Source organism: Mycoplasmopsis adleri, assembly GCF_045276205.1.
Classification (GTDB): Bacteria; Bacillota_I; Bacilli_A; order Mycoplasmatales; family Metamycoplasmataceae; genus Mycoplasmopsis; species Mycoplasmopsis adleri.
Map to the genome: position 1 here is coordinate 1 of NZ_CP174162.1, position 26,347 is coordinate 26,347.

Here is a 26,347-nt window from a genome sequence, read left to right on the forward strand (position 1 = left end):
TTTTTAGTTAGTTTTACACAATAAAATAGTGTTAATAATTATGTGGAAAACTTGTGGATAAATAATTAAATAAATGTTGATAACTCAAAAATTAAATGTTTTTTTATACCTTTATTATTTAAAAATAATAAGATTAAAACATGTCGATAAGTATTAAAAATGAAAAAAGTTTAGCTTTACAAACATACACAAACACTTTTTTAGAGATTTTGCAAAATGAAATTGGCGATCAATTAACTTTTAAAACATTTTTTAATGATTTTAGGATTACTAACATTGATGGTTCGCATATAACAATTGCTGTTTCACATGCTTTTATTAGCAGACCAATTGTTTTTGAAATGTATAAGCCAAGTATTCAGAAAGCATTAGATGAGGCATTTGATTTTGATTGCACTTTTGATTTTGAAGATGCTTCTGAAATTCAAAAAACTAAAAAGAAAGCTACTGTAAAAAATCCTGAAGTTGAATTTCAAGATATAAAAAAGGAAGCAACATTTGATAACTATGTTGAATGTGATTTTAATAAAGAGGCTATAAAAATTGCAAAATACATAATTGATGGTGGTAATGACTATGTTCCTGTTTTTATTTTCGGTAAATCGGGACTTGGAAAAACTCACTTAATTCATGCTGTTTGTAATGAACTAATCAAAAAAGGTGAAAAAGTTAAATATATAAACGCTAACTCATTCTCAAGAGATATAAGCTTGATATTACAAGAAAATGATCAGAAAAAGCTGAAAAAAATTAGAGATGAATTTGATGAAGCGGACGCTGTTATGTTTGATGATTTTCAAAGCTATGGTATTGGAAATAAGAAAGCAACTTTAAACTTAATTTTTAACATATTAGACTATAGAATAGAACAAAAGAAAACAACAATCATCTGTTCTGATAGACCTATTTACTCACTTAAAAACATGTTTGATGCTAGATTAATAACTAGGTTATCTATCGGTTTTCAATCGGAAATTAGGGAACCACAATATAATGATTTATTAAAGATTTTGGATTATATGATCGAGGAGCAAAACCTAGAACCTTCTCTTTGAGAAAAGGATGCTAAACAATATATTATAAGAAACCATGCTAATAGTATTCGTTCATTAATTGGAGCTATTAATAGATTGCGTTGATATAACAAAGATATTATTAAAACTAATTCAAAATATACATTATCAGTTGTTAATTCAATTCTTAAAAATATTCAAGAAGATAAAAAAGATATTACACCTGATATGGTCATAGATTATGTTGCTAAATACTACAAAATATCTAAACGGGATATTTTAGGCAAAAGCAGAAAAAAAGATGTTGTTTTAGCTAGACATATTGCTATGTGATTAATTAGATCTATTATTGATATATCACTAGAACAAATTGGAAAAATGTTCAGTAATAGGGATCACTCAACAGTTATAAATGCTATTAATAAAATAGATAAAGAATCAGAAGAAAGTGATACAGCATTAAAAAGAACTATTTCACAAATTACTGATGAGCTTTATAGGAATAAATAAACACATAATATACATATTTTATCCACAACTTAGTTTTGGGAAAAAGTTCAAAATTAGCAGAAAAAATATACAAAAATTACATTTTTTGGACTTATTCACATAACCACACAATATACTATATATACAAGCAAGAGCTTAAGTAATTAACTTAATAAAAATCTTGGAAAGAGGCCAACATGAAAATAAAAATTAATAAAAATAAATTAGATGAAATTATTGAAATTGTTTCAAAATTTACTGACCCAACAAGCTCATTTTTCAGTATGAGATGTGTATTAATAACAGCAACAGGCGGACAACTTGTTTTTAAAGCATGTAATGAAATAACATCTATTATTAAAAACTTGCCAGTTGACGACGAAAATGTTATTGTTGAAGAACAAGGTGAAGTATTGGTTCAATGTAATTTATTCAAAGGTATTATTAAAAAATTATCTGGTTTCATTGAAATTAAAACAGATCAAAATAATAACTTAGAAATTATTCAAGAAGACTCAAGGTATTCACTTAATACAACAGATGTAAATACATTTGTAGCTATTGAAGGTAATTTAAATGTTAAGAAGTTTGAAATTAATACAGAAGAATTTAAAAAGGCTATTAAAGATGTTGCGTTTGCGGCAAGTACAGAACCTAACTTAATTTATAAATGTATTAACTTTAAATCAAAAGGAAATAAACTCAATTTAGCTGCAACTGATATTTATAGATTAGCTTACTACACAATTGATACTAAGAAACCATTAGAAGAATTTGACTTTAATGTTAATGCAAAAGATGTTAAAGAATTAATTCCTGCTGATGCACCTAAGAAAATAACATTATTCTATAACTCACTTAAATTTGGTGTTGAATATGAAAATACAATTGTTGCTGCTAGAATAACAGATCTGCCTTATCATGATATTGAACAATTATTTAATCAAGTTATGAATGAAACTAAATACAAATTAACAATTGATAAAAAAGAATTAAATAATTTACTTAATAAGATTTGATTAAATAGTAATGATAAACAAAATAGAATTGAAATTAAGATTACTAAAAATGAATTAAGTATTTACAGTAGACTTGATGAATTAGGCGATTCTTTAGTAAAAACTGATAAATTTGATATTGAAGGTGGAACATTAGTATTTGATATTAACTATAACTATTTAAAAGATGCTTTAAATATCTTGGATGATGAAATCTATTTATTAATAGATGAAAAGATACAAAAGATTTTAATTTTATCTAAATCAAATCCTAACTCTAAACAAATAGTTTCACCAATGAGAAGATAATATGAAAATAAATGTTGAAATTAAAGAAGACTCAATTGAAATAGGTCAATTAATAAAGAAGCTTGGTTTAGTTTCTACTGGTGGTCAAGTAAAATACTTCATGAGCAATAACAAGGTTTTAATTAACAATAAAATACCAACTGGCAGAAGTACTAAAGTTCATCCTGATGATATTATTTGAATTAATGATGACTTAATCAAAATAAATGAAGTTAAATAATGCTTGTGTATATTTCTATAAATTTATAATTAAATAATTAGATATATCAATATAGATATATCTTTTTTATTGATCTAATTTAAAATTAAAGACAATAAAAAATCAACCTAAGGTTGATAATTTTATCTTTTAATATATTTCTTAAATCATGTTTTCTTATCTATTGTATAGCTTGATATATAAGTCTTATAATATCCTTCATTAGCAATAACACCGAGATATATAAAATATGACATGTTAGATACTAATAAAGCAATATACATGAATACACCAAATACACCAAATTTTTTATAATCTATTAATGATGTTAAATAACCAAAGATTGAGATGAAGATCATAGTTGGAACAGAAGCAATTAAAACTCCAGGTGTAACTGTATTTCAACCAACTTTAAATGCAGGTGTAAACTTAAATAATAATGAAAATCCTAAATATAAAGTAACCATTAAGTAAATAGAGAATGATATATAGAAATAAACGTTTTTGGCTATTTCATTGGTTGTTTTGGCAAATCCAAAAGCTTTATAAAATGATAAATAAATAGCCATTGTAACAAAAATGTAAATAGAAATTCAAAAGACTGTAATAAATCCCTTTCCTCTATTTATGAACCAGTTTCCAGTTGTCTCATGTTTATAAATATAGTTTTCACTATAAATAAATTTAGCAAATCCACTAGAAGCTACTCATAAAGAAGCTAAGAATAAAGGAATAATGACAGCATATGTACCAGCTATAGAAAAGTCAATACCTTTTGTAATAGATTCAAAACCAGGGATAATCTTAACTAAAATATTGTTTAGGAATAATGTTTCCAAACCTCACGGTAAGAACTTTAATAGCAGGAATACAGAAAGCATAACAGGTATAAAAGAAATTAATAAGTAGAATGAGAAAGAAACAGGAATAAAAGCGAAATCCCGACCTGAGAACCGTTTATATACTCTATCAATCATTTCTCTAACTTTAGGTTTATTTTTTCATGATGATTTAGGTATAGCAATAAACATAATTATTGAAATAAAGAATTTAATGATCTTTTCAATAAGCATTGATTGATGCTTAACAGGCATAATGTTTTTATTAAAAGCAGACTTCTTAAGCAAAGAATTATATTTCCTTTGCATTGCTTTCACATTATTGTTAGAATAAATCACAGGTAAATTTTGCTTCATATATTAAATATTAACAAATTTAAACAAAGATTAAATTAATTAAAAAATAAGGAAACTATTTTTCCTTACTTTCAACTTTATTATAATCAAAATCAGTTGGAACTTTTTTACCAAAATATTCAATTTCAACAGTTACTGTTTGTCCTTTGTCACTGCTTTCAAGAACTTTACCTTCAGTGCCTTTGAATGGACCGTCAATAATTTCAACAATTTCACCAATTGAGAATTTGTTTTGTGGTGCATTCTTATCAAATTCTTCTTGTAATTTTTCTTCTTTAGCAAATGATTTCTTCATTTGTTCATCTGAAACAGGAGTTGGTTTAGAACCTTTACCTGAAGAACCAACAAGTCCAGTAACATATTGTGTATTACGGATAACAAATCATGCATAATCTTCCATTTCCATATTGATGAAAATGTAGCCACTATACATATTTACGTATTTAACTTTGTATGGTTCACCCATGTTTTTCTTTTCAGCTTCTTTTGCTGTTAAAGTAGGTTTTTTAAAAATTTTGAAAGCACCATCAGGTGTAGCATCTTGATTGAAAAGATCTTCAATTTGTTCACTGATAATACGGTTTTTTAAAGATTCAATAACTTGTTCTTCTTTACCAGAAACAGTTGTAATCATGTATCAACGATAATTGTGCATATTGGCTCCTTTTATTTTGGCATTATTCCAGATTGTTTAAAAATAAAGAAAATTAATGTTGTAAAACCAAACACGATAAGTGTGAAAATAATTGTAAATATGATAACTTGAGCAAATGAAGCTCATGTTTTCTTTGCTGAAGGTCATCTAACTCTTTTGAGTTCTTTAACAAAACGTCTAATTAAATATTTCTTTTTCTTAGCTTGTTTTTGAGCAGTTATATCTTTCTTTTTCATTATTTTTCTTCCTTATGTAATGTATGTTTTTTGCAATTTGGACAATATTTTTTGATCATAATTCGATTAGCACTACTTGATAAGCTCTTAGAAGTAGAGTAATTTAATTTATGGCATTCTTCACAACTTAATGAAATTTTCTTTTTTAACATAGTTCAATTATAAATTAATATTAAATTATTAATATGATATTTTATATTAAGTTTTAAATATGTGAAGTGAACTTCAAAAATACGATACTTATAATAACTTCAAAAATAACGAATTTTTAACTTTTTGGTATCTTTATTTATGCTATGAAAAAAATTGAAAAAATAAATTGTTCTAATTATGAACTTAGAAATGAGTACAGATTAGAATTTATAGCAAAAAATATGAATAAATCCATCACTTGAATTAGTAAATATTTGCAAATTAATTGGCATACAGCAAAGAAACTTAGAGATAAAGTGTTAAACAATTGCTTAATTATTTCTCATAAAAATAAAGGTAATCAACACCATAGAAAAATTAGCACTAATAGGATTGATGAGTTGATTAATGAATATCTCACTTTTATTGATGATGTATATGACCGAAAATGCGATTGTTCTGTTTCATTAATATTTTTTTATGATTATTGCTTAAAAGATTTTGACAAGAACAATATGACTTATAGATTATTCATAAAGAATCTGGTTGCTAAGGGTTTTTATTCAAAAAATATGACCAAGAAAACAAAGAAAAAAGCAAGAGAAAATTTAAGAAAACTTAAAGAAAATAATGGAGATGTAATAGCAATAAAAAGATTAATTAAATATAATGAAACTATGGAAACGACAATGTTTAAAGCAAGAAAATGTAGAGATAATAACCTTGATTTTGGTGAAATAGTTGAACTTGATGCTTGTGAACATCGTTGAATGAATGGCGAAAAATCTAATATTTATGTAGCTGTAGATTCATCAACTTCAAGAGTTTTAGCAGTACATATTGAACAAGGAGAGACTAATCTAGGCTATATGAAATTATTGGAAAATCTATTTAGAAATTATGGTAAACCAAAAATAATTAGAACTGATAAAAGAAGAACTTTTTGAGGTACTGATTATTCGGATACGCCTTTAAAACAGTATTTAAATTCAAAAGGTATAGAACTCCAAAGCTCTAGTATTGCCATTTTTAAACCTCATGTTGAAAGAGCAAATAATTCTCTACAACAATTCTTACCTCCATATTTACATTTAAAGAAAATAAAAACATTTGAAGATTTTATTCACAATAAAGAAGAAATCATTCAAGCTTATAATAAAAGAAATAAAAAAGATTATGAGCACAAGAAAAATATATTTTCTAAAATGGATGAAAGTCAATGTAGTGTCTACTTAACAATAAAAAGAAAGATATACGCATCAACTGTACAATTTCAAAATAAGTTTTATGTTGCTGTTAATGAAGAAAACAAAAGGCAATTTATTTCGCCTGATGACGATGCTGCATTTATTATTAAAAGTGATGGAAGTTTATGTTTCTCAATAAACCAAAAAGAATACAAAACTGAAATTTTAAAAGACAAGGAGCTAAATGATTTTCAGCAATTTTGTATTCACTTTAAATTTGATTCTAGTCAGTCATATTCGAAAGAAATATATCAATGATCTAAAAGAGGCTATTCTTTTTATAGAATGCTTGATGACTTAGTTTTTAAGCTTAAAGATGCTTTAATTAAGTTTGATCCAGATGATGAAACATTAAAGAATATTGTTGTTCAAAACGATGAAATTCTAGAGTTTTTCCATAAATGACTTTTAGAAATAGAATCAAAAAATCTCGACGTCATTTAAACGCAAAGATTTTAAAATTTTAAAACTATAATCTACCCAAGATGATTATAGTTTTTTTCTTTTAAAAAAGAAGAATTTTAATGTTTTTCCAATAATTAATTTGTTTTAAAAAAATCGTTATTTTTGAAGTTCAGTTCACAAATTATTAATATGATATTTTATATTAAGTTTTAAATAATTAAAGAAAAAGCTAGTAATTGTAGAAACTAACAACCTTACTAGCTAAATCGTTTTTATATTGGTTAATCTTTTGAGGAGAGCAAAAATCTTTTGCATCTGATAAGATTAAATTCATTTTATTTTTGTCTTTTTTATTTAAATATTCATAAAAGTTTTTATAGTCTAGATTATCGATCAGCATATTAAATTTATTTTCAGCATCTTCATCTTTTACATAATGTAAATCTTCAAACGACACCATATTAGAAGCGAAGAAACGTTTTTTAGCACATCAATATTTGATTGTTGAAAAACAAAAATTCTTGATAATAACTTTTAAATATGATAAGAATGAAGCATCATCTTCATATTTATATTTTCGAATTATCGGTATACAAAAACTTAAAAATTCGTTTGTTATATCTTCTGGTTCTAATGGCATGTGTTTTACTTTATAGACATTAAAATAGACGTTTTGGTAAATTTCTTTATAATAATTTAATGCTAAAAATGAGATTAATTCTTTATCAGTTAATCTAGCAAAAATTTGAGGTAAATCGTTATCTTTTATATTTAATAAATTTAGTCAAGTTTTAATTTTCGGCTTTTTCATTTTTTATTAATTCAAACAAAAGAATACCGGTTGCAACAGAAACATTTAACGATTGTACTGTTCCAAATTGATCAATATGAATAATTTGATCAGCAGCATTTAAAACTGATTTAGATACTCCACTTTCTTCATTTCCTACAACTAAACATGATGGTTTATTGTAAGTAATTTGATTGTGAGGCAATGACTTTTGTTCAAGTGCTGAAGCGTAAATCCAAAAGTCCCATTTTTGTAATTTTTCAATTGAAGCCACAATACTATTAACTTTTATAATTTTTACACCAATAAAACCACCCGAACTAATTTTTAATACAGTAGGTGTGATATCTGCTGAACGTTCTTTCGGAATGATTATATGTTTGATACCAGCAGCGTTTGCTGTTCTAAGAATAGCGCCAAAATTATGAGGATCTTGAATATGGTCAAGTATTAAAACGTTATTTGGTTTATCATGTTTAATTGATTCCAAATCATAAATAGGAAAATCTTTTAATAAGGCAACATATCCTTGGTGATTTTCATTTTTATAGGTTTGAAAAAAGTTTGCATCTTTAATTTCAATTTTTATTTTGTTTGATAGTTCCTTTATTTTATTAGCGTGTGGTAATGATTGAACATAAACGCAGCTTATAGGAAAGTTATTTTTTATCGCGTCAATTACTGTATTTCTACCACACAAATATAATTCTTTCATATTCAAAACCTCGATTTTATTATTTTTTTACTTATTTTACTTTGTTAATAAAAGTTTTTTTCCATAAGAATTTTACGGATTTTATCAGCTTCTAAATAGTCTTTTTTATCTACTAAACAGCGTCATTCGTCAAATTGAGAAAGTGCTTCTTCATAACGAGTAAACCTTGTTAATTCAGGGTGAATAACATTAAGAATTGAAAAAATATTTTTAGCATTTTCTAAACTTTTAGTTTTATTGAATTGTTTAATTTCTTCATTTAAAATGAAGTTGTAATCAGAAAAATTACCATTTGAAATAGCTTCTAGCATTTTAACAACTTGTTCAGATTTAACATCAATTAAGTTAATATTTTTAAAAGTTGTAAAGAATTTAAATATTAATTTTTGGAATTTATTTTCTAACTGAATCATGTTATTTAGCATATCTTCAGTGATGTTAATATTTGCTGTTAATTTTGTATTTGTAAAGATTAATTTTAAAACAGTTGGTGAATAAGTTTTAAGGAAATCTTTAGCTAAAATTACATTACCTAAAGATTTAGACATTTTTACTCCATCAAGATTAATTTGTCCACATCTTAATCATTCTTTTACTAAAGGTTTTTTAAATAATGAATAATGTTGGATGTTTTCATTTTCATGATGAGGAAAAGTTAAATCCATTCCACCACCGTGCAAGTCTACTCCATCTGATCCAAAATGTTTATTGATTAAAGCACAACATTCGGTATGTCAACCAGGACGTCCTTTTCCAAAAATTGAATCAAATTTTATTCCTTTGGTTGTTTGTTTTCATAAAGCAAAGTCAGCTTCGTACTTTTTACTTGTGCTTTGTTCTTCAAAAATCATATTTTCTAACTTTTGATTAGATACCATACCATATGCATCACGGTTTTTTGCTACATCAAATCATACATTGCCTTCATTATCAACGTAGGCATTTTTTGAATCAACAAGTTTCTTTATATAGTTAATAATTACATCCATATTTTCAGTAACTTTTTCAATATGAGTAATTGTGTCAACATCAAGATTTTTTAATAAATTAAAATACTCTTCAGTATAAAAATTGCTGATATCTTTTTCAGTTTTGTTTTCTTGAATTGCTCTATTAATAATCTTGTCATCTACATCTGTAATGTTATGAACAAAGCAAAATTTTTCACCTAAAATACGTCTACTTTTAAGCATGATATCGTAAGTAATTACGGCTCTCATGTTTCCGATATGAGGGCTATTATAGACCGTTGGTCCGCAAAGATAAATTTTTAACATATAAAAATTATAAAGCATAAAAAAATATTTATAAATAATCCAAAAAGCAAAATTTTAGAACTTTTTGCAAATCCACATTTTTTATTATTCTACTATTTTATAGGCATATTTGGAAACACGATGTTTTTATATCAAGGGTGCTAGTGATTTTTAAATATATCATATTAAAATTATAATTTTAATCTATAATTTAAACATTGTATTTATATATGAGAATTTAATATTAAGTATTAAATAAATACAATCACTAAAAAGAATTAAATTTTCATAATTTAAAGGAGAACTCATGTGAAAATTAAATTTGAAAAAACATGTATGACATAAATATGTTATTTCAGCAGGTATCTTAGGTGGTATTACAGCAATCGCATTAGGATCAATGTATGCTTATTCAAAAAATTCAGACGACAAATTAGGTAAAGTTAACCCTACAAATCCTGAAGAATTAAAAAATATTTTTATTGACAGGAAAGTAGAGCCAAAAACTAATTTTGTTGAAATTCACAATAATAAGCACCGCATTACATATGACCCTAAAACAGATAGCGTATTACTAGAAAACAATAGATCTGTATCAGCTGAAAAATATTTAGATGACTATTACAAAAAATATCATGCACTTCCATATTTAAATATTAAATATGGTTCTTTCAATTTCTACAACCAATACATTGAAGCAGTTAGTCCTTATGAGTTCTACAAGTTCACAAAATGATTTATGAATAATGTTTCATGAGGACCAGAAATTATCACCTTGAAATCATTCTCAATTGTAAAAGGTGTTGAAATGCACGGAAACAGTATTACTCTTGGTTCGCACGCTAATAAGAACAAAGAATATACAACAATTAAGTTCTTCCCTGATGCATTTTTTGGTACTTTACCAGTTTATTCAGAACTTGAAGGAAAAGGGAATGCTCAAGATTCATTAACTTACAAAATCAACAAGAAGATTTTAACTGAACCAGAATTACAAAGTTTTTTAGGAAATATTGCTAGATATAATGCAATTGCTAATGTTTCAGCAAAAACAATTAATGCAAATCATTTTAGAACAATTAGTAACGTTAATGCATTAATTGGTAAAAAAGTTTTTGCTGTTAAAGGCAATTTAAGTGATGTATATGTTAAACAATCAATTTCACCAGTTGAAAAGAATAGATACTTTAATAAGTCTCCATACCTTATGGTTATTTCAGCACAAAACGAAGCGGAAGCTAGAGAAATTCTTAAAGCAAAATTGGAACAATATAAAGATCCTAACAATATTTTAAAAATTGATCCAGCAACTGTTACTTTGGAACAAAAAACTATTTTAAATGTAACCTTAGATGCTAATGAGTCAAATAATTCTAAAAGAATTATCGACAAATATTTAAATATACTTTTTGATGATGGAACAAGATACTACCTTAATAGAAGCTTTAATGAAATCCTTACTTTAGAAAAAGACCAATTTGTATTATTGGATGATTTTATTCAAGTTGATAAAGCGTTATCTCAATACAAAAATGATTATGATGAAATCAACGAAAGATATAAAGAAGCTATTAGAAAAGTTGCAAATAAAAAAGAATGAACTGACGAAGAAATCAATAAACTAGTTAAATTAGCTCATGACTGATCTATTGCAAAATTTAAGAAAGAAACATTTTCAAAACAAAAAAATATTTATGAAATAACCAAAAAATGATATCTTGACATCAAGAAAAATATTAGTAATTATGAATTAGAGGTCAAGGGAATCAATGAAAAAATTGAAAAACTTCGTAAAGATGAAAAAGAATATGAAGAGAAAGTCAAAAACGCTACAGATAATAACGAAAAACAAGTTGCTCAATCTAAATTAGATAGTATAAGACAAGATATTAAAGAACATGAAGAATGAAAGAAAAGTAAAGAAGACACGAAAAAAGCACTTTCAAATCAAATTAATGACGCAGGAATTAAGAAGTACATTGAAGATAGAATCATAAAACGTCAATCCACAATAGCAAAATATGATCAAAAAATTGAAAAAGAGTTAGAACCTGAACTAGAAAAAGCTGAAAAAGCGAAAAATCAAAAACTTGCTGCGGCTCTTGAGGATGAAATTGCCAGAAGAAAACGCTTTAAAAATGAATTTGGTTTATTCAATTCAAACGACCAAGAAATTGTTGCACAATTTACAATAAATCCTAAAGATTTAAACTTAATTATTGATGAACTAATGGCAAAAAATGATTCACGGTTCCAAGAAGCAGATGCTAAAGTACAAGAATTAAAAACTGAATTCATGAAACTCGGAATGCTTTCAGCTGAAGAAAGCGAAAAAGACAAAAACTTAGCTTTTCTTGAACTAGTAAATAACTTTTGAACATTCCAATATGACTATTATGCTCTTTTACCAACTCAAGCAGATTTTGAAAAAGAATTTAAATCTGAAAGAATGAATGATTCATTCTCGAGAGTTATAGATCATAATAATAAGTTAAACAAGTTCTTCAATATGCTTGATCCAGAAAGCAAAACTGCTGAACAAAAGACGCACATCAATTATAACTACTACAAATATGACATTGCATATACACCTATGCAAGTTATTACAAATGAGTCATTAAGTGAACTTGTTGAAAATACACAATTAAACTGAAGAGATTTTTATAACCTTCATGATTTTGCTAAAGATAGAAAAAATATTTTAGGTGATGATAAAACTGAATTTTTCGTTTACACCAATAAATTAACTGAATTAGCAAATATCTTAGAACAAAAGAACCCTGATTTCTTTAAAGCTATTGATAAAGATAAATTGCTTAATGATTTAGCTAAAGCTAAAGCGACAGTTAAAAATGATTCTGAATTCATTACTAATTATGAAAAAATGCAATTATCTATTTATGATAGTCTTAAAAGATTTATTGCTAACGATGTTTTACCAAACGATTTTGCACTTTTAGGTTTTGAAAAAGAGGGTAAATTATTTAAAGATGAAAATGAATTTCAAAACTTCATTTTGAATGATTTAACAAATGTTAAATTGTATTTAGAATCTATTTTAAATGGTGTTCCTAATTCAAAAATTGATTCAAAGAAAATTGGCTTAAAACAATACCTAGCAAATTTAGTAGGTACAATACCAGCTGATAAAAAAGCAGATTTTGAAACATTAATTAATGCTATTGAAAAATTTCAAGAGTTAAACAGTTCAACTGCTCTAGATACAGCTGAACTTGCTAAAGCTTTAAATGATTTGCAAAAAGCTAAAGATAAATGAAATGAAAATCAAAAAGAAACTTGATTCATTAAATACAGCACAATTGTGAACTTATTAGATTACAAGAAAATAGTAGAAAATAATCTTGAAACAATTTCTCTTCTTGAAGGTAAGTATGTTGAATACAAACAAAAAGTTGCTGAGCTTCATTTTGAAACTTTAAAAGTTAAAGAATTAAGCTGAAAATTCCAATTATTCAGTTCAGCATTATCAGCAAACAATAAAAACTTGCAACAACAATTTAAAGACTTGATTAATTCATTTGAACAAGAAATGCCACAAGTTAAAAATGATGTTGAAGAAAAAACAAAATTAATTTTTGATAGTAGAGAAAAACTTAACACTGCATTAATGACATTATTGCTTAAAAGTGATGATGATCTTTTAACACTAACTCACTTAAATAATCAAAGCTTAACAAAAGAAGCAATCGACAAGACAATTCAAGATTTAAATACTAAATTAACAACTGCTCAAGCAGCTACAAATAATTTAAAAAATGCAAGTGATAATGCTAGAAATGTTTTAAATACCAAACTTAGAGGAACAACTCTTGATAAAGAAACTCTTGATCTAATTAATAAAGAAGGCGAAGAAGCCAATAATGAATTCTTTAAACCTCTAAAAATAGAAGAAAATACCAATCTAGAAAAAGCCTTTGAAATATTATTTGATCCTATTTTCAAAATTTTAAAAGAGTTTAATCATGATATGCCTGCTGAAAACGGCGGAATAAATGCTAGTTGATATAGATATTTAAAACAACAACTATTAAAAGATTTAGAAGCAGCGGTTAAAGACTCTAAACTTGAAGATGTTCAACGAATTACTGATTCATTAGATAAATTAGAATTAATGAGTGAATGACACAAGAATATTGAAAATGAAATTGAACAAATTAAACAAGGTGCGAAAAACGGTACAAGTAGTATTGTTGAATTATCAGCAATTTTTGGAAAAATTAAAACTGATGTTTCAGATTTTATTAATAATAAAAATCTCAATTACAGCAAAGAAGCATTTTTCGCACATCTTAAAAGACTTAAAAGAATCATTAATATTAATGGAGAAAAGTTAACAACTGTAAAACGTCAATCTCATAAACTTAATGAAGAATATTTTAAAGCTTTAAACAAATATAAAGACAATTTAGCAAGTATTGATTTGATTCAACAACGTATAAAACAAGAGGAAACGTTAAAACAACATATTGAAAACTTTGACAAGAATCAAACTCTTAAAGACAACTTTAATAAATATATTAGTGAAACTGATCAATGCAATAAAGATCTAAAACAAGCGATAGAATATCTAAACTCGTTAGAAAAAGTTTTAAGTGATAAAAGTGTAAATCATCAATTAAATACATCGCTTAACACATACTTAAATGCTTTAGATGATTATGTAAATTCAACTCCAGAAGGCAAAGAATTAACTAAAGCCGAAAATGAATTAAAGGATCCAAAATACGTTATTAATGTTAAAAAGCAAGAACTTGATAATGCACGTCAAAAGTCACCATATCTTGGTGTATATAATGAAATAGAAGCAACAAAACAATACTTTAAAGACTTTATTGCTAACTATACAGAAAGCTATAAAGCAGCTATAGAAAATAATATTATTGCTGAGATCTTCCCAGCACGTGACTGAGCATCATTTATTGAACCAGCTTTAAAAGATTCAAAAAATAATTTCTCAGAAAGATTCCAAAATCTTTTTGCTGCATTCTTTAAAAATCTAAATATTTTAAATAATAAAGATGAAATTGATTTATATCAATTATGTCAGAAATTAACTTATAGAATTATTGCATTAAACAAGAAAATTATTAGTGGAGATGCTGCAGTGAACGCTAAAGGTGCAGCGTATAAAGAAGCTCTTAAAACAGAATTTGATAAAAGAACCAGCATTGTTTTTGCCAAAATTAACCCTGAAACAGTCACATTGGACGAAATGAAAAAAGGTTTTGAAAATCTTAACAATATAATTAAAGAATTTAATACTCAGTTCCTTCATTCATCAGAAACTGTTTCAATAAGTCTTGATTGATTCAATGAACTTAAACATTTCGAAAAACAAATTCAAATCTTCCAGGATTCAGCAGCCGGATATGCAGGCAAGTTGTTTGGTATTATTAATAGTTCAAGTTGAGCGATAGTAGGCCAAGATTATCTACGCTATGCTTGAGGTCTTAATTATGCAATTAAGAATAGCAAGATTAATAAAGGCTACAAACTTAATGAATTTAAATCGAAAATTAAAGAACAAATTGCTAGCTCAAAAGATCCAGTAGAAAAACAAAGTTTAGAAAAACAATTAGATGCTCTTGACCATATTGATGAAGTTTATGATGAAGTACATAAATTAACTAGAGATGATTTTAAACCTTTTGATGAAAGTTTAATTCCACCAGACAAAACTATTGAACCAAGACGTTTATTTAATAGTGCGTTGAAAGAAGTTAAGAAGAGTGAGAAAAATCTTACTAAATTACTTGAAAAAGAATCTCCTAAATTCCAACAATATGCTAAATATATTAATTTTGCTACAGTTAAATCAGGAAATGAACAAAAACACTTAGATAATTATTTGATGAAGGTAGCAAACAAGCTATTGAATTTATTAAAATTAGATCTTAAAAACAAATTATTATATGGTAATTCAGATAGCGTTCTTAAAGACATTCCAGTAAATGAATGAGTAAATGCAGATGATTTAATTGTTGCTAAATCAAGAATTGAACTTTTTGAAATCTTAACCAAAAAAGGTATTCTTAAATTCAATGCAACTAATGACGAAATCAATAAAGTTGTTCATAAAATGGATTTAAGAGATTTCAAAAAAGATGGTTCAAAATTAATTATTGAAATGGCTTCAAATAACCAAAGCGACTATATTAATACTAAAATGGTCAAATTCTCTGTTGATGCAAATGCGAATAATGCAATCCTTGAAAACGTTAATGAATTCATGTCTGTAGTAGGATATAAGAAGATTCTTGTACCTACATTGATTAAAGAACAAAGTGAAGTTAAGAATCTTGAAACTGGTAAATATGAAAAAACATATGACTTGTTTGCTGATGCTTACGAAAACTTAATTGATTACTTAGTTCAAAAAGTTCCTTATGCTGCTGAGTGATTAGAAGGTCCACACATTGTAAAGAAACTTAATGCTCAAGGTGTAATGGAATATAAAGTTGAAAACGGGAAATACTTAGGATTTAATAAGGATTCTCGTGTTGGATTATGAGCTATTCTTAAGATATCTGATCCAAACTTTGCAGGTATTTCAACTGACTTCCTTAAATTTGTTGGTGCTCACGAATATGGTCACCACATGACATTAAATGGAGCTCAAGATTTAAGTAATAGAGGTAATAACCCAATCTTCGTTAGTGCTTTAACTCCAAACTCAACCCCTAATATTAATAACTACTATAGTAAAGATGCTGTTGAACTTTACTTAAAAGCTAGAACTCACGTTGAGTTAGATACCAAACGTCTTTTAGATGAATTTGGTGTTGTTAAAGACTATGGTGAATATGCTACATTTAAATTCCCTATATATAATAATGGCAAAGTTTCTTATGGAGATGATGAAGCAGATAAAGATATCTGAGGTGTTGATTTAGATAGCCAAGATGTTAGAGCTGCTTTAGAAAATAAGAGAAGAAGATTCTTACAAGATTACGCCGGTATGATTAAAGCTGTTGAAGAAAGAAGAAAAGCTAATGGTTTAACCGGTGATAATGCAAAATGAATTAGTCCATTCGACTTATGAATTATTAATGCTATTGACTTCTACTCAGGTACATTAAACCCTACTGTAGATAGCGACTTCGAAAATGCTGCTGTTGTTAAATACATGATTAAAGATGGAAATAACCAATACGTCTTTAAAAAAGCATCAATTGAAATGCTTAAAGGTGTTTTAAAAGATGGTTCAGGTGCTCAAGTAGAATTTGAAGAAATTAAAAATCCTGATGGAACAATAATTACTTTAGTTCCTAAAGTAGTTGAAGGTATTAAAGATGATGAAACAGGCAAATATGTTCAAATTAATAAAGTATTAATGAAGAATAAAGATGGCTCACCAGTTGTTAGTGTACCTTTAGGTGTAAGACTTGATGACAAGAATGATCCAAACTATGACCCTAATGCTTTAAATTATGTAAATGAACAAATCAACATGATAACCAAGACCATTCAATCACTTATTGTAACTAGATTCCAAATTAATGGTTGAGATAAGAGCTGAACTCGTTTAGATGGAACTCCAGATATTCAAATTGATTATCCTGCTTTAAGAACAATGATGGGTTCAGCGTTATCAAGTGATGTTGCTAAAACATTCTTAAACGTTTATAAAGATTATGTAAAAATTAGAGACAATGAAACAGGTTCATTTGATTTAACTGATCCATTATTTACAGTATATAAACTTGATGGAACAGTTGATAAAGAAATTACTGCTTTATTTAGAGAAGAAGGTAAGGAACTTAGAAAACCATTAATCTATGCTAATCCAAACATCTTTGCTAAAAATAATGATGTAACTTTTGCTAATGTGCTTTCAACCTTGTTTATAGCTGGTAACCAATTAGGTAATAGAATGAACTCAGGTGAAGGTCAAATTCTTTACATTGATAAGGATCACCAATACATTCCTAACATGATGTTAGATAATGCATTTACTGATTTATTCTTTAAACATTCATTACCTGAAACACTCCAAAACCTCTTCCAAACAAAGAAATTGGTAAAATGATTATCTAAATATACACCTGACTTTATTGGTATAAACAAAGATGCAAACATTGTTTGATTAATGCAAAATAAGGATGGTGAATTAGTTAACTTATTTGAAAATAATGGTAGCTTAAGCCTAGCTGGAATTGGTAATACTGAAAAACTTCAACTTAACTACTCAGTTAAAATGGCTCAAATTGATAAGAACCCATTAAACGGTTTATTTGGATACATTTTAGGTGAAAAAGGTTCAACAGGAGATAAAACTTACTTCAGTGATTACAACAAATGATTAGACTTTGTTTCAGTAGACTTTTCAAAAGCTAAATATGATACTAAATCTAAATCTATAAATTGAGATGTTAAGTACGTTAAATCAAAAGTAGACTTTGCTAAATTCAAAGAAAACTTCAAGAAGAATGTAATTGATCAAATTCCAACTTATGTTCTTAACTCAGCTGATAGTGCTAAATTAGTTGCTGAATACACTAAATTCTTAGAAGAAGCTAATAAAGATACTAGTGATCAAAAATGAGCAAATGAAATTATGTCAAGATTTGCTCGCTCACAATATGTTATGTTTAATAGAAGTTTCACTTTTGATGAAATTAAGAAAAATCCTGATTTAATGTGAATCTTTGATTCAAAATTAGGTTATGGTGAATTCAAAAAAACTGAATTTAAGATTGAAAACCCAGATTCAAATAAATGAGAAATTAGCAAAGATGGTATGCTTAAAGCATTCGATGGTATTGCTAAGAAATTAGATGCTAAATTAGATCAACTTAACTTATTTGATACTTTAGTATTTGATAATAAAGTACAACTTTATACATCACAAACCTTAGCTATGTTCTTCTTACAAAGAATGGATTTATTAAGCATTTTTGCTTCGCTTGCAAATGCAACATTTACAACTAGTCCTACAAGTGATGTACTTGATTACTTCAAGACCAAGAATGAACGTAAGTACAATGAATTCTTCTCGGATTATACATATAACTTTGCTGAAGTTATAAACCGTGATAACTTACAAATTACTTACTCACCATCAACACATGACTTTGGTAACATGCCTTCATTCTTATCAGGAATTAGTGAATCTAATACTGGTTTAGAATACATTGTTGATGGTACATCAACCAAGAAATGAATTTCAAAAGCAATTAAATTTAAAGATACTAGAAATAGATATGGTATTGCAAATGCTATTTTAGACTACGAAGGCTTATATGACTTAGAACAAAAATACAAGGCCGAAGCTTTCAATAAGACCTATAAACAAAGCGTTTTCGTAAATGAAACAAACTTAAACAATACTGAAAATTACATCAATAATTACTTTGGAGACTTCCAATCAATTAATAATGGTTGATTTAAAGATAGATGATACCGTGATATCTTAGACTTCAAACTTTATGATGATAAAGGTCAAGATATTAAGGATGACACAATTAGAATTACAGATTTAACTGGTAAAAGAGTTGAAACTAGAGCAAAAGCTTACTGAGAATTCTATATTCAATCTCAAGGCGTTGGTAGAAGAAACATTTCATCAATTTGAAGAAATTCAGATAAAGATGCTGTATGTATGTTTGGTTACTTAACTAGTGATATTGCTGATAGAGTTAACTATATTGCTTTCAAAGATAAAGTAACTGGTGAAATTAAAACCTTAAAGATAAATAAAGATCATACAGATAACATGTTCTACTACAAATCACAACATATTCTTAATGAAGATAAATTTAATAATGGTGATAAATCAGTTCGTCATACACTAGCTGATGAAGAGTATGACTTTGCAGATAGAAACGGTCACCATAAAGGTAAAGGATTTGTGGGATGAGTTAGTGATTATGCAATCATGTCTAAATATAGAGATAGATTATTATCACCAGGTCATTCATATGAAATTTACTTCTGTAGCGATGAAAAAGGCTTAAAAGACAAAAAATTCATTGACTTAGGTTCATGAGAAACACTTGCTGAAAACGGCAAGACATTCTCGCAAGCGCCAATTAAGGTAACACAATACAAAGTTGATCCAAAGAATGGTTACAAATTAATTTTAGATGCAAACGGTAAACCAATTTATGAACCAACCATCTACATTAATGACCAATTCAATGGTGTTAAATAAAAGAAAGGAGAAAACAATGAAATCGAAAAAAATATTGTTAGGTGCATTAGCAATTTCATCGATTGCTTCCACAGTTGCACTTACATCTTGTGGAAATACAAAAATCCACAATGTTAAAGATTATGATTTAGGTTTAGTTTCTGAACCAATTAACTCATTGAACTATATTAAGTTCTCATCAGTTAATAAAATTTTGCCTTCATTAGTTGAATCTCCTTTAAAGAGTGGACCTAGTGAAAACATCAAAAGAATTTTAAGCTTACCTGAATTACCTATGGGCGTTTATCAAAATAATAATATGCCTATAGCTGAATACTTTAATAACGTTTCTGCTTCAGATCCACAAACTGGTACATACTACCCTCTTGACCAATTCGGCACTGCAGCAGGGGTTTTGAGCACAGATAGCTCAATTTATAGACCTGTAAATTTAGTTGTAAATAATAATAAAGTTCAATCAATGAGTATCTCATTGAATGAAGGAAATAGTAAATGAAGCAACGGAGATGAAGTTACTGCTGATGACTTTATTGATGCGGTTCATTACATCCTAGACTTAACAACTGGTAGTCAAAGATTAACTGGTATGCTTCAAAGAAAATTTGATAATGCCCAAAACTTAGTTGATATTCAACAAGAGTACATTAAAGAATTTGGTATTACTTATACTAATCCATTCCAATACCCAAGCTTAATTCAAGTTAATGGTGTTTGAATGTATGATGGATTTAATCCAAACTATAAATTATTCCCATCACAAATTGATAAAATTGTAAAAAGTCAAAAATTTGCAAATGTTAAAAAAGATGATGCTTGAAAGAAACAAATTCAAGCTAAAGAAGCAGAAATTCTAAAACGTTTAGAATATGCTGTTCGTAATTTAGGAATTTACTCAGGTCGTTTATATTGAAACTATTCAAATAAGGATATTCTTTCAAGTATTCCTTATTCACCTGATTTTGATCCTAATGCCGATGAAACAATTGTAATGCTTCCTAACCCAGATTATATGTATGGTAAACACAGCATGGAAGAACTAGCAAATATTCCTCAACGTGTTGCTACAAGAGTTAAAAAATATTTATTCACTGATAGAAGACAAAAGTTTTCAAGTAGTTTTGATGAATTATTAAGAAGAAGTAGAAAACTTAAAAACAAAGTTAGTGTTAAATATAGTGAAGCAAACAAAGCTGAATATAATGCTGCTGTAAATGCTGCATATAATAAGGAAGACACAATTAATAATGACTTCGTTAAGAAGTTTGACTCAAGAGTTTATAGATTTACAAGACAATTAGCTTTCAATGAATACTCAATTAGAGTTGAATACTCACCAAGTGAGCCAACTTCACTTTCAAATGCTGTACAAGATTTACAAAGCCATTTAATTCCAATTAATAGAAAGTTCGTTGAAATTAATGGTGGAATTACAGAATTTGGTTTGAACAAAAACAAATTCTTAACAAATGGACCATTTAATTTAGATGAAGTAGTGCTCGGACCTCAAGGTTTTGTAACCTTACTTAAAAATCCTCATTATTACTCATCTGATAAAACACTTTCAAATAAAATTAAAATTTTATTCAGCTCAGACCCTAATATTAACTCAGCACTCTATGCTGATAAATATATAGCAGCTACTAAAATTCCAGCAATTCAACAATTGCTTTACTGAACTGATATCAATTACAGAAAACATATGAAGAAAGCTTCAGGTTTTGGAACCATAGCATTAGCCTTCAATCTTGATCAAGAAAGATATGAAAAGGCTAGTCAAAATGAACGTTATATTTATGATGAAAACTTAAGATGTGCAATTTATTATGCTATTGACAGAAATGAAATGCTTAACATTGTAGGTTGAAACTCATCATATCCAGTTATAACTTGAACTGCATTTGGTCAAGGAGCTTCATCATTTGGTGACCCTATTGAATTAGCTTTCGACCACGACTACATGTATCCAAATGTTAGTGATAAAGTTAAAAAACCAATTCCAATTGAAAACTATACTCACATTGACCACTTATCTAAGAACTACAACTTTGAACATGTTGATAGAACAGATAAAGCTCACCATTTAGATATAGCTAGAGAATACTTAGAAAAATTTAAGAAAGCTCACCCAGAAGCTAAAAGTGTTAAATTGAGATATATTTCAAACTCAAGTGATGAACAACAAAATGCTGGGCTTGCTCTTCAAGACTTTATGACTAAAGCATTTGGTGGTTATGTAGATATTGAAATTAAAAGCTTACCTGAAAACGTTTATGAAGATTTCAGAACTAAAGGTCAATTTGACTTGCTTTATAGAAACTTTGATGCCTTCGGAACTGATGCTTATAGCTATGTAAAAGTGTTCTTTAGAACCGATGGAATTGATACTAAAAATGCTAAGGAAACTGGTTTTAGAAACAATCCTTCAGGTTCATGAACTTACGCAGACTATTTTGCTCAATTAGGCTATAAAATGGGCAAAGACGGAAAAGTTACTAACGATAATTTAGCAGCTGATAGTCCTGCTGAAACAACAAGAAAAAGACTAATGATAAAGCAAAAGGTATGAGACAAAATTGTTGAGTTAGTATTCAAAAAACCTAATGAAACAAATAATGATTTTACTAATAGATATACTTCATTCTTTACTAACCAATTTACACCAGAAGAATTAAAAGAAAACTGAACTGAACAAAGTGCATTTGCTATTATTGCTGGTTTAGAAAAAGTAGTTCGTGATGGTGCACCAGTAGTACCTTTAATGGAAGTTGATACTTATTGAGAAATCTCAAGAGTTAATGGTGCCGAAAACTTATATACATATTCATTACAATTTGCATATGATATTGCTAACCCACCTAAACCATATCTTCCAACTGAAATAAAAGAAGACTAATTATAGAAAGGAAAACCAATGAATCAGAACACAACCTTAATAGATAAAAAACAAGGTATTATGTTCATCGATGATTTAAGCGAGCTTGATCCAAAAGCTAAAATAGTTGATAACACTCAAAAAATCGACTTTGAGGGCAAACTAAAGAAAAAGCTTAAGTGAAATCAAAAAATCTTCGATATCCAGAACCCTTGATTAAAAATATTTTTAAAAACACTTTTGATACTTCTAGAGTTTTTCGTGATAGCTTTCATAGTTATTACAATTACGTTCTTCTTAATTAATTCAGTACCTGGTGGAACTGGTATTACAGCTGGACTAGACGAAGCATCAAGAAAAGCAGTTGAAGAAAAATATGGATTAAATGAACCACTTATTATTAGGTATTTCATTTATTTATATTCATTCCAGAAATAAAAGTCCCAACATTTATAAAATGTCGGGATTTTTCTGTCCTTTTGGTAAAATAAAAATGATAAAAAGAAAGGACAACATAATTATATATGAAAAACGATAAAAAAATTTTCTGTACTTTGGTTAGAAGTAAAAATGTGCATAACAAAATTCAAACTTCACAAATTCATTTCGCTGTTGATAAGAATTACTCTGAAATTTTAAGCCGCTCGAAAAACTACTCGACACACAAAAACCATATCGGTTTTGCAGAAGTGTTTCAGATAATATATGGATTACTAAATTTTCAATCTTTAAAAGAAATATCTCAAAATATTGAAATATCGACTAAAGCGATTAAAAGGTTTTTATTTAAATATTCAAAAGGAATATATTTAGGCAAAGGCGATAGAAAAACCTGTGATTGTTGTGATGCTAAAATTAAAAAAGTTCGTTATTTAAATCTTGATGAATTTATGATAAATGTTGCTAATTTTGATAAAAGTAAAAGAATAGCATATTCAAAAAAGAAAATAGAACAATATCAAGATTTTAGAAATTTTTGAACAGAGCTTTTTGATGATTATACCCAAAATAGAAATAATAAAGATTTAGCAAAAAGAACGCCTAAGCTAAGCGCTAACGAAATATTAAGAAGATTTGAAGAAAAGTATCCAAACAGCTATAAACCTTCAAAATCTATGGTATATAATTTGATATCACAAAGAGTCTTTAAAGACCTTGAAATAGGCATTTTGGTCAATTTATCCACCAAAGGAATTAAACAAAAACGACCCCCAAAAAGAGACAGTCGAAAGCTTAAAAAGATTGGAGTTAGCATTGATCAACGCAGCACAGAAATCAATGAAAGACTTAGAGATAATGATTATGAATTAGATACTGTTATTGGTTCAAAAACTGATCAATGTTGTTTCGTAACGCTAATTAATAGAAAGACTAGACGCTTCTATTTTCATATGGTACGGCGGACTAGCACTGGTGTTAGAGATGGGCTGATATACCTAATGCAAAAATATAACTTGACAATAGATTCGCTAACCATAGATAATGGTAGTGAAAATGCGAAACTAGATGAAGTGCCAGGTATTAAGCAAATATATAAATGTCACCCATATTGTTCGGGAGAAAAAGGCTCTATCGAAAACTGCCACAGGTTATTAAGACGGTATTTTAAAAAAGGCAAGTCTATAGACCCTTACTACGGTCAAGATTTGACTCCTGTTATGGATTTTATAAATAATTACAAGAGAAGCATTCGCTTCTAATCCAAACTTTTTATGTGCTAAAAAGTTTGACAAAAAGGCACTTACTTTTTTGGAAAAAAGTAAGCAAAAAACTCAAGTTTTTTACAAAACTTGGTATTTTCGTTTAAATTTTTTTAGGATTTTAAAGCTTTTCTTGGTAATAATTTATAATTTTTGTAACATTTTTGATTTTACGCAAAATTAGGACTTTTAAAATTGGAATTTATAATTTCATTTATTTAAAGAACTTAGCAAAATTTGACTTCGGTATATCATTATCAGTTTTCCCTGGAGAACACATTAATGATTTCGTATGAGTTAGATTTTACAAAAGTTTCTTAATAGGTATTTTCTCAGTTATGCTTACATTATTAATTGGTATCCCAGTTGGTGTATATGTAGGTATGAACCCAGATAAATTACCTGACCATATTGCGACTGTAGTTGTTTCAATTTTCTCATCTATTCCATCGCTTATTTTTGCCTTATGGCTCTTGTTAATAGGGCGTCAGGTCAATCTGCCATACTTGTTTGACGAGCATAATATCGCAACATATGTGCTGCCTGGTCTCGCCTTGTCGCTAGGTTCTATAATTGTTTATATTAAATATATTAGAACTGAGCTTAATAGAGAACTTAACTCGCAACATTGCAAATTCTGTTATTTAAAAGGTATTTCAAAACGCCGTTTTGTTTGAACACATGCTCTTAAACCTGCTTTATTCCCTATCGCAACATTCTTCCCTGTAGTTATCTTTGGTAGCTTTATTGGATCAATGTTTATTGAACAAATATTCTTTATAACAGGTTCTGGTGGACTTCTACTTAATGCTATTACTTCGAAAGACTATAACATTATTCTATTTATGGTTACATTATTCTCATTAATTACAATTCTTTCATATACTTGTCGTGATGCGTTATACCAAATCATCGACCCAAGGGTAAGAAAGAGAGGTTAATCGTGGCTAACAAGGTAAAAGAATGATTTTCTAATCTTTCTAGAAGAAATAAAGCAAGAAATGAGAGTCCAACCAATGAAATGGGGAAAGATTTAGCACCTAACCCTATTTTGCAACCATTATTACATAAAGAATGACAAATTATAGGGAACTTACTTGAATTTAACGAAACCAGCAGAATGCATAAAAAGCAAAATGCTTTCGTTGAATTCTTCTATCGTTTCAGCAGAAGCTTTGCCGGTGTATTTGGATTTGTGACCTTGATGGTACTTATCTTATTAGCGATGATTTTACCTTTTACAACTCAGAGCCCTTCAACTATTAATGTTCAAGAAAGATTTGAAACATTTTTCACAAACGGACATATTTTAGGAACGGATGCCTTAGGGCGTGATTTATGAGCTAGATTATGACATGGATTAAGATACTCGCTTACTTTGTCATTTGTAGCAACCTTTATCCAAGTGTTTGTTGGGTTAGTAATTGGTATTATGATGGGACACTTTAGAGTGTTTGATAAGATTATGACCTTCATAATTAAAATTATTTCTAACGTTCCATCAATTATTATTCTTATTGTTATTACAATTATTCTTAAACCAACATTCTGAGTTATGGTATTTGCTTTATCATTTACATCATGGGCGGGTATAGCTAACCAAATGCGTTCACAAGTTTTACGTGCTAAATCATTTGAATGAGTTAGTGCATCAAAAATTTTAGGTACACCTACTTATAAAATCCTCGCAAACTACTTACCTGTATTAATTCCATTATTAATTACAGAAATAGTATTCCACATCCCAGGTATTATTCTTTCAGAAACTTCTTTAGCATTTATTGGACTTTCAATTCCAAACGTTGCTACATTAGGTAACTTGATTTCGGAAGGTTCAAAAATCTTTACTGTATATCCTCGTTATGTATTAATTCCTTCATTCGTTTTAATTCTTGTAACTACCTCAATTCAATTAATGTCAGCTGCTGTTCAAGATAGCTTATTAAGACAAAGATAGGTAT

Annotated in this window: 16 protein-coding genes and 1 pseudogene; 10 read left to right on the forward strand and 7 right to left on the reverse strand. The window is 27.8% G+C overall.

Features of this window, described 5'->3' with window-relative positions; genetic code table 4:
* Nucleotides 1–140: 140 nt before the first annotated feature.
* From dnaA to ACJA22_RS00015, 3 genes are all read left to right on the forward strand, one after another.
* Complete coding sequence (dnaA, locus tag ACJA22_RS00005) at nt 141–1,523, forward strand: chromosomal replication initiator protein DnaA (protein ID WP_406617107.1); 1,383 nt, start codon at nt 141–143, stop codon at nt 1,521–1,523.
* A 176-nt stretch (nt 1,524–1,699) separates the two neighbouring features.
* A complete protein-coding gene (gene dnaN / locus ACJA22_RS00010) occupies nt 1,700–2,809 on the forward strand; it encodes a DNA polymerase III subunit beta (RefSeq protein WP_406617108.1) in 1,110 nt (369 codons plus the stop codon).
* 1 nt (nt 2,810) lies between these two features.
* Nucleotides 2,811–3,029: an RNA-binding S4 domain-containing protein gene (locus tag ACJA22_RS00015; protein WP_406617109.1), complete on the forward strand. Its 219-nt coding sequence runs from the start codon at nt 2,811–2,813 to the stop codon at nt 3,027–3,029.
* Between the two features lie 122 nt (nt 3,030–3,151).
* Here ACJA22_RS00015 and ACJA22_RS00020 read toward each other — a convergent pair whose 3' ends face one another.
* The 4 genes from ACJA22_RS00020 to rpmG form a co-directional block, all read right to left on the reverse strand.
* Complete coding sequence (locus tag ACJA22_RS00020) at nt 3,152–4,135, reverse strand: YhjD/YihY/BrkB family envelope integrity protein (RefSeq protein WP_406617110.1); 984 nt, start codon at nt 4,133–4,135, stop codon at nt 3,152–3,154.
* 124 nt (nt 4,136–4,259) lie between these two features.
* A complete protein-coding gene (gene nusG, locus ACJA22_RS00025; RefSeq protein ID WP_406617111.1) occupies nt 4,260–4,859 on the reverse strand; it encodes a transcription termination/antitermination protein NusG in 600 nt (199 codons plus the stop codon).
* 11 nt (nt 4,860–4,870) lie between these two features.
* Nucleotides 4,871–5,095, reverse strand: coding sequence for a preprotein translocase subunit SecE (gene secE, locus ACJA22_RS00030; protein ID WP_406617112.1), 225 nt, complete (start codon nt 5,093–5,095; stop codon nt 4,871–4,873).
* Nucleotides 5,095–5,247, reverse strand: coding sequence for a 50S ribosomal protein L33 (gene rpmG, locus ACJA22_RS00035; RefSeq protein ID WP_406617113.1), 153 nt, complete (start codon nt 5,245–5,247; stop codon nt 5,095–5,097). The genes secE and rpmG overlap by 1 nt, the downstream gene beginning before the upstream one ends.
* 144 nt (nt 5,248–5,391) lie before the next feature.
* On the opposite strand from rpmG, the gene ACJA22_RS00040 reads away from it, so the two are divergent.
* A complete protein-coding gene (locus tag ACJA22_RS00040; RefSeq protein ID WP_406617114.1) occupies nt 5,392–6,918 on the forward strand; it encodes a hypothetical protein in 1,527 nt (508 codons plus the stop codon).
* A 190-nt stretch (nt 6,919–7,108) separates the two neighbouring features.
* Here ACJA22_RS00040 and ACJA22_RS00045 read toward each other — a convergent pair whose 3' ends face one another.
* From ACJA22_RS00045 to ACJA22_RS00055, 3 genes are read right to left on the reverse strand one after another with little or no spacing between them, the layout of a single operon-like run.
* Nucleotides 7,109–7,690: a hypothetical protein gene (locus ACJA22_RS00045; protein WP_406617115.1), complete on the reverse strand. Its 582-nt coding sequence runs from the start codon at nt 7,688–7,690 to the stop codon at nt 7,109–7,111.
* Nucleotides 7,671–8,384 (reverse strand): 23S rRNA (guanosine(2251)-2'-O)-methyltransferase RlmB, encoded by a 714-nt coding sequence (rlmB, locus tag ACJA22_RS00050; protein ID WP_406617116.1) that lies wholly within the window; start codon nt 8,382–8,384, stop codon nt 7,671–7,673. Before rlmB ends, ACJA22_RS00045 begins: the two co-directional genes overlap by 20 nt.
* Nucleotides 8,385–8,428: 44 nt before the next feature.
* Nucleotides 8,429–9,661, reverse strand: coding sequence for a class I tRNA ligase family protein (locus ACJA22_RS00055; RefSeq protein ID WP_406617117.1), 1,233 nt, complete (start codon nt 9,659–9,661; stop codon nt 8,429–8,431).
* A 286-nt stretch (nt 9,662–9,947) separates the two neighbouring features.
* Here ACJA22_RS00055 and ACJA22_RS00060 point away from each other — a divergent pair, with 286 nt between their 5' ends.
* The 6 genes and pseudogenes from ACJA22_RS00060 to ACJA22_RS00085 all read left to right on the forward strand — a co-directional run bounded on the left by ACJA22_RS00060 (nt 9,948) and on the right by ACJA22_RS00085 (nt 26,343).
* Nucleotides 9,948–19,814 carry a PDxFFG protein gene (locus ACJA22_RS00060; protein ID WP_406617118.1) on the forward strand — a complete coding sequence of 3,289 codons (9,867 nt, stop codon included), beginning with the start codon at nt 9,948–9,950 and terminating at the stop codon, nt 19,812–19,814.
* Between the two features lie 16 nt (nt 19,815–19,830).
* Nucleotides 19,831–22,707 (forward strand): ABC transporter substrate-binding protein, encoded by a 2,877-nt coding sequence (locus tag ACJA22_RS00065; RefSeq protein WP_406617119.1) that lies wholly within the window; start codon nt 19,831–19,833, stop codon nt 22,705–22,707.
* Between the two features lie 18 nt (nt 22,708–22,725).
* Entirely contained in the window at nt 22,726–23,124 is a 399-nt protein-coding gene (locus tag ACJA22_RS00070; RefSeq protein WP_406617120.1) for a hypothetical protein, read from the forward strand.
* Nucleotides 23,125–23,210: 86 nt separating this feature from the next.
* A complete protein-coding gene (locus ACJA22_RS00075) occupies nt 23,211–24,386 on the forward strand; it encodes an IS30 family transposase (protein ID WP_406616729.1) in 1,176 nt (391 codons plus the stop codon).
* Nucleotides 24,387–24,598: 212 nt separating this feature from the next.
* A pseudogene (locus ACJA22_RS00080) lies at nt 24,599–25,327 on the forward strand (ABC transporter permease); the annotation flags it as partial.
* Complete coding sequence (locus ACJA22_RS00085; protein WP_406617582.1) at nt 25,327–26,343, forward strand: ABC transporter permease; 1,017 nt, start codon at nt 25,327–25,329, stop codon at nt 26,341–26,343. The pseudogene ACJA22_RS00080 and the gene ACJA22_RS00085, both read left to right, overlap by 1 nt.
* Nucleotides 26,344–26,347: the final 4 nt, after the last annotated feature.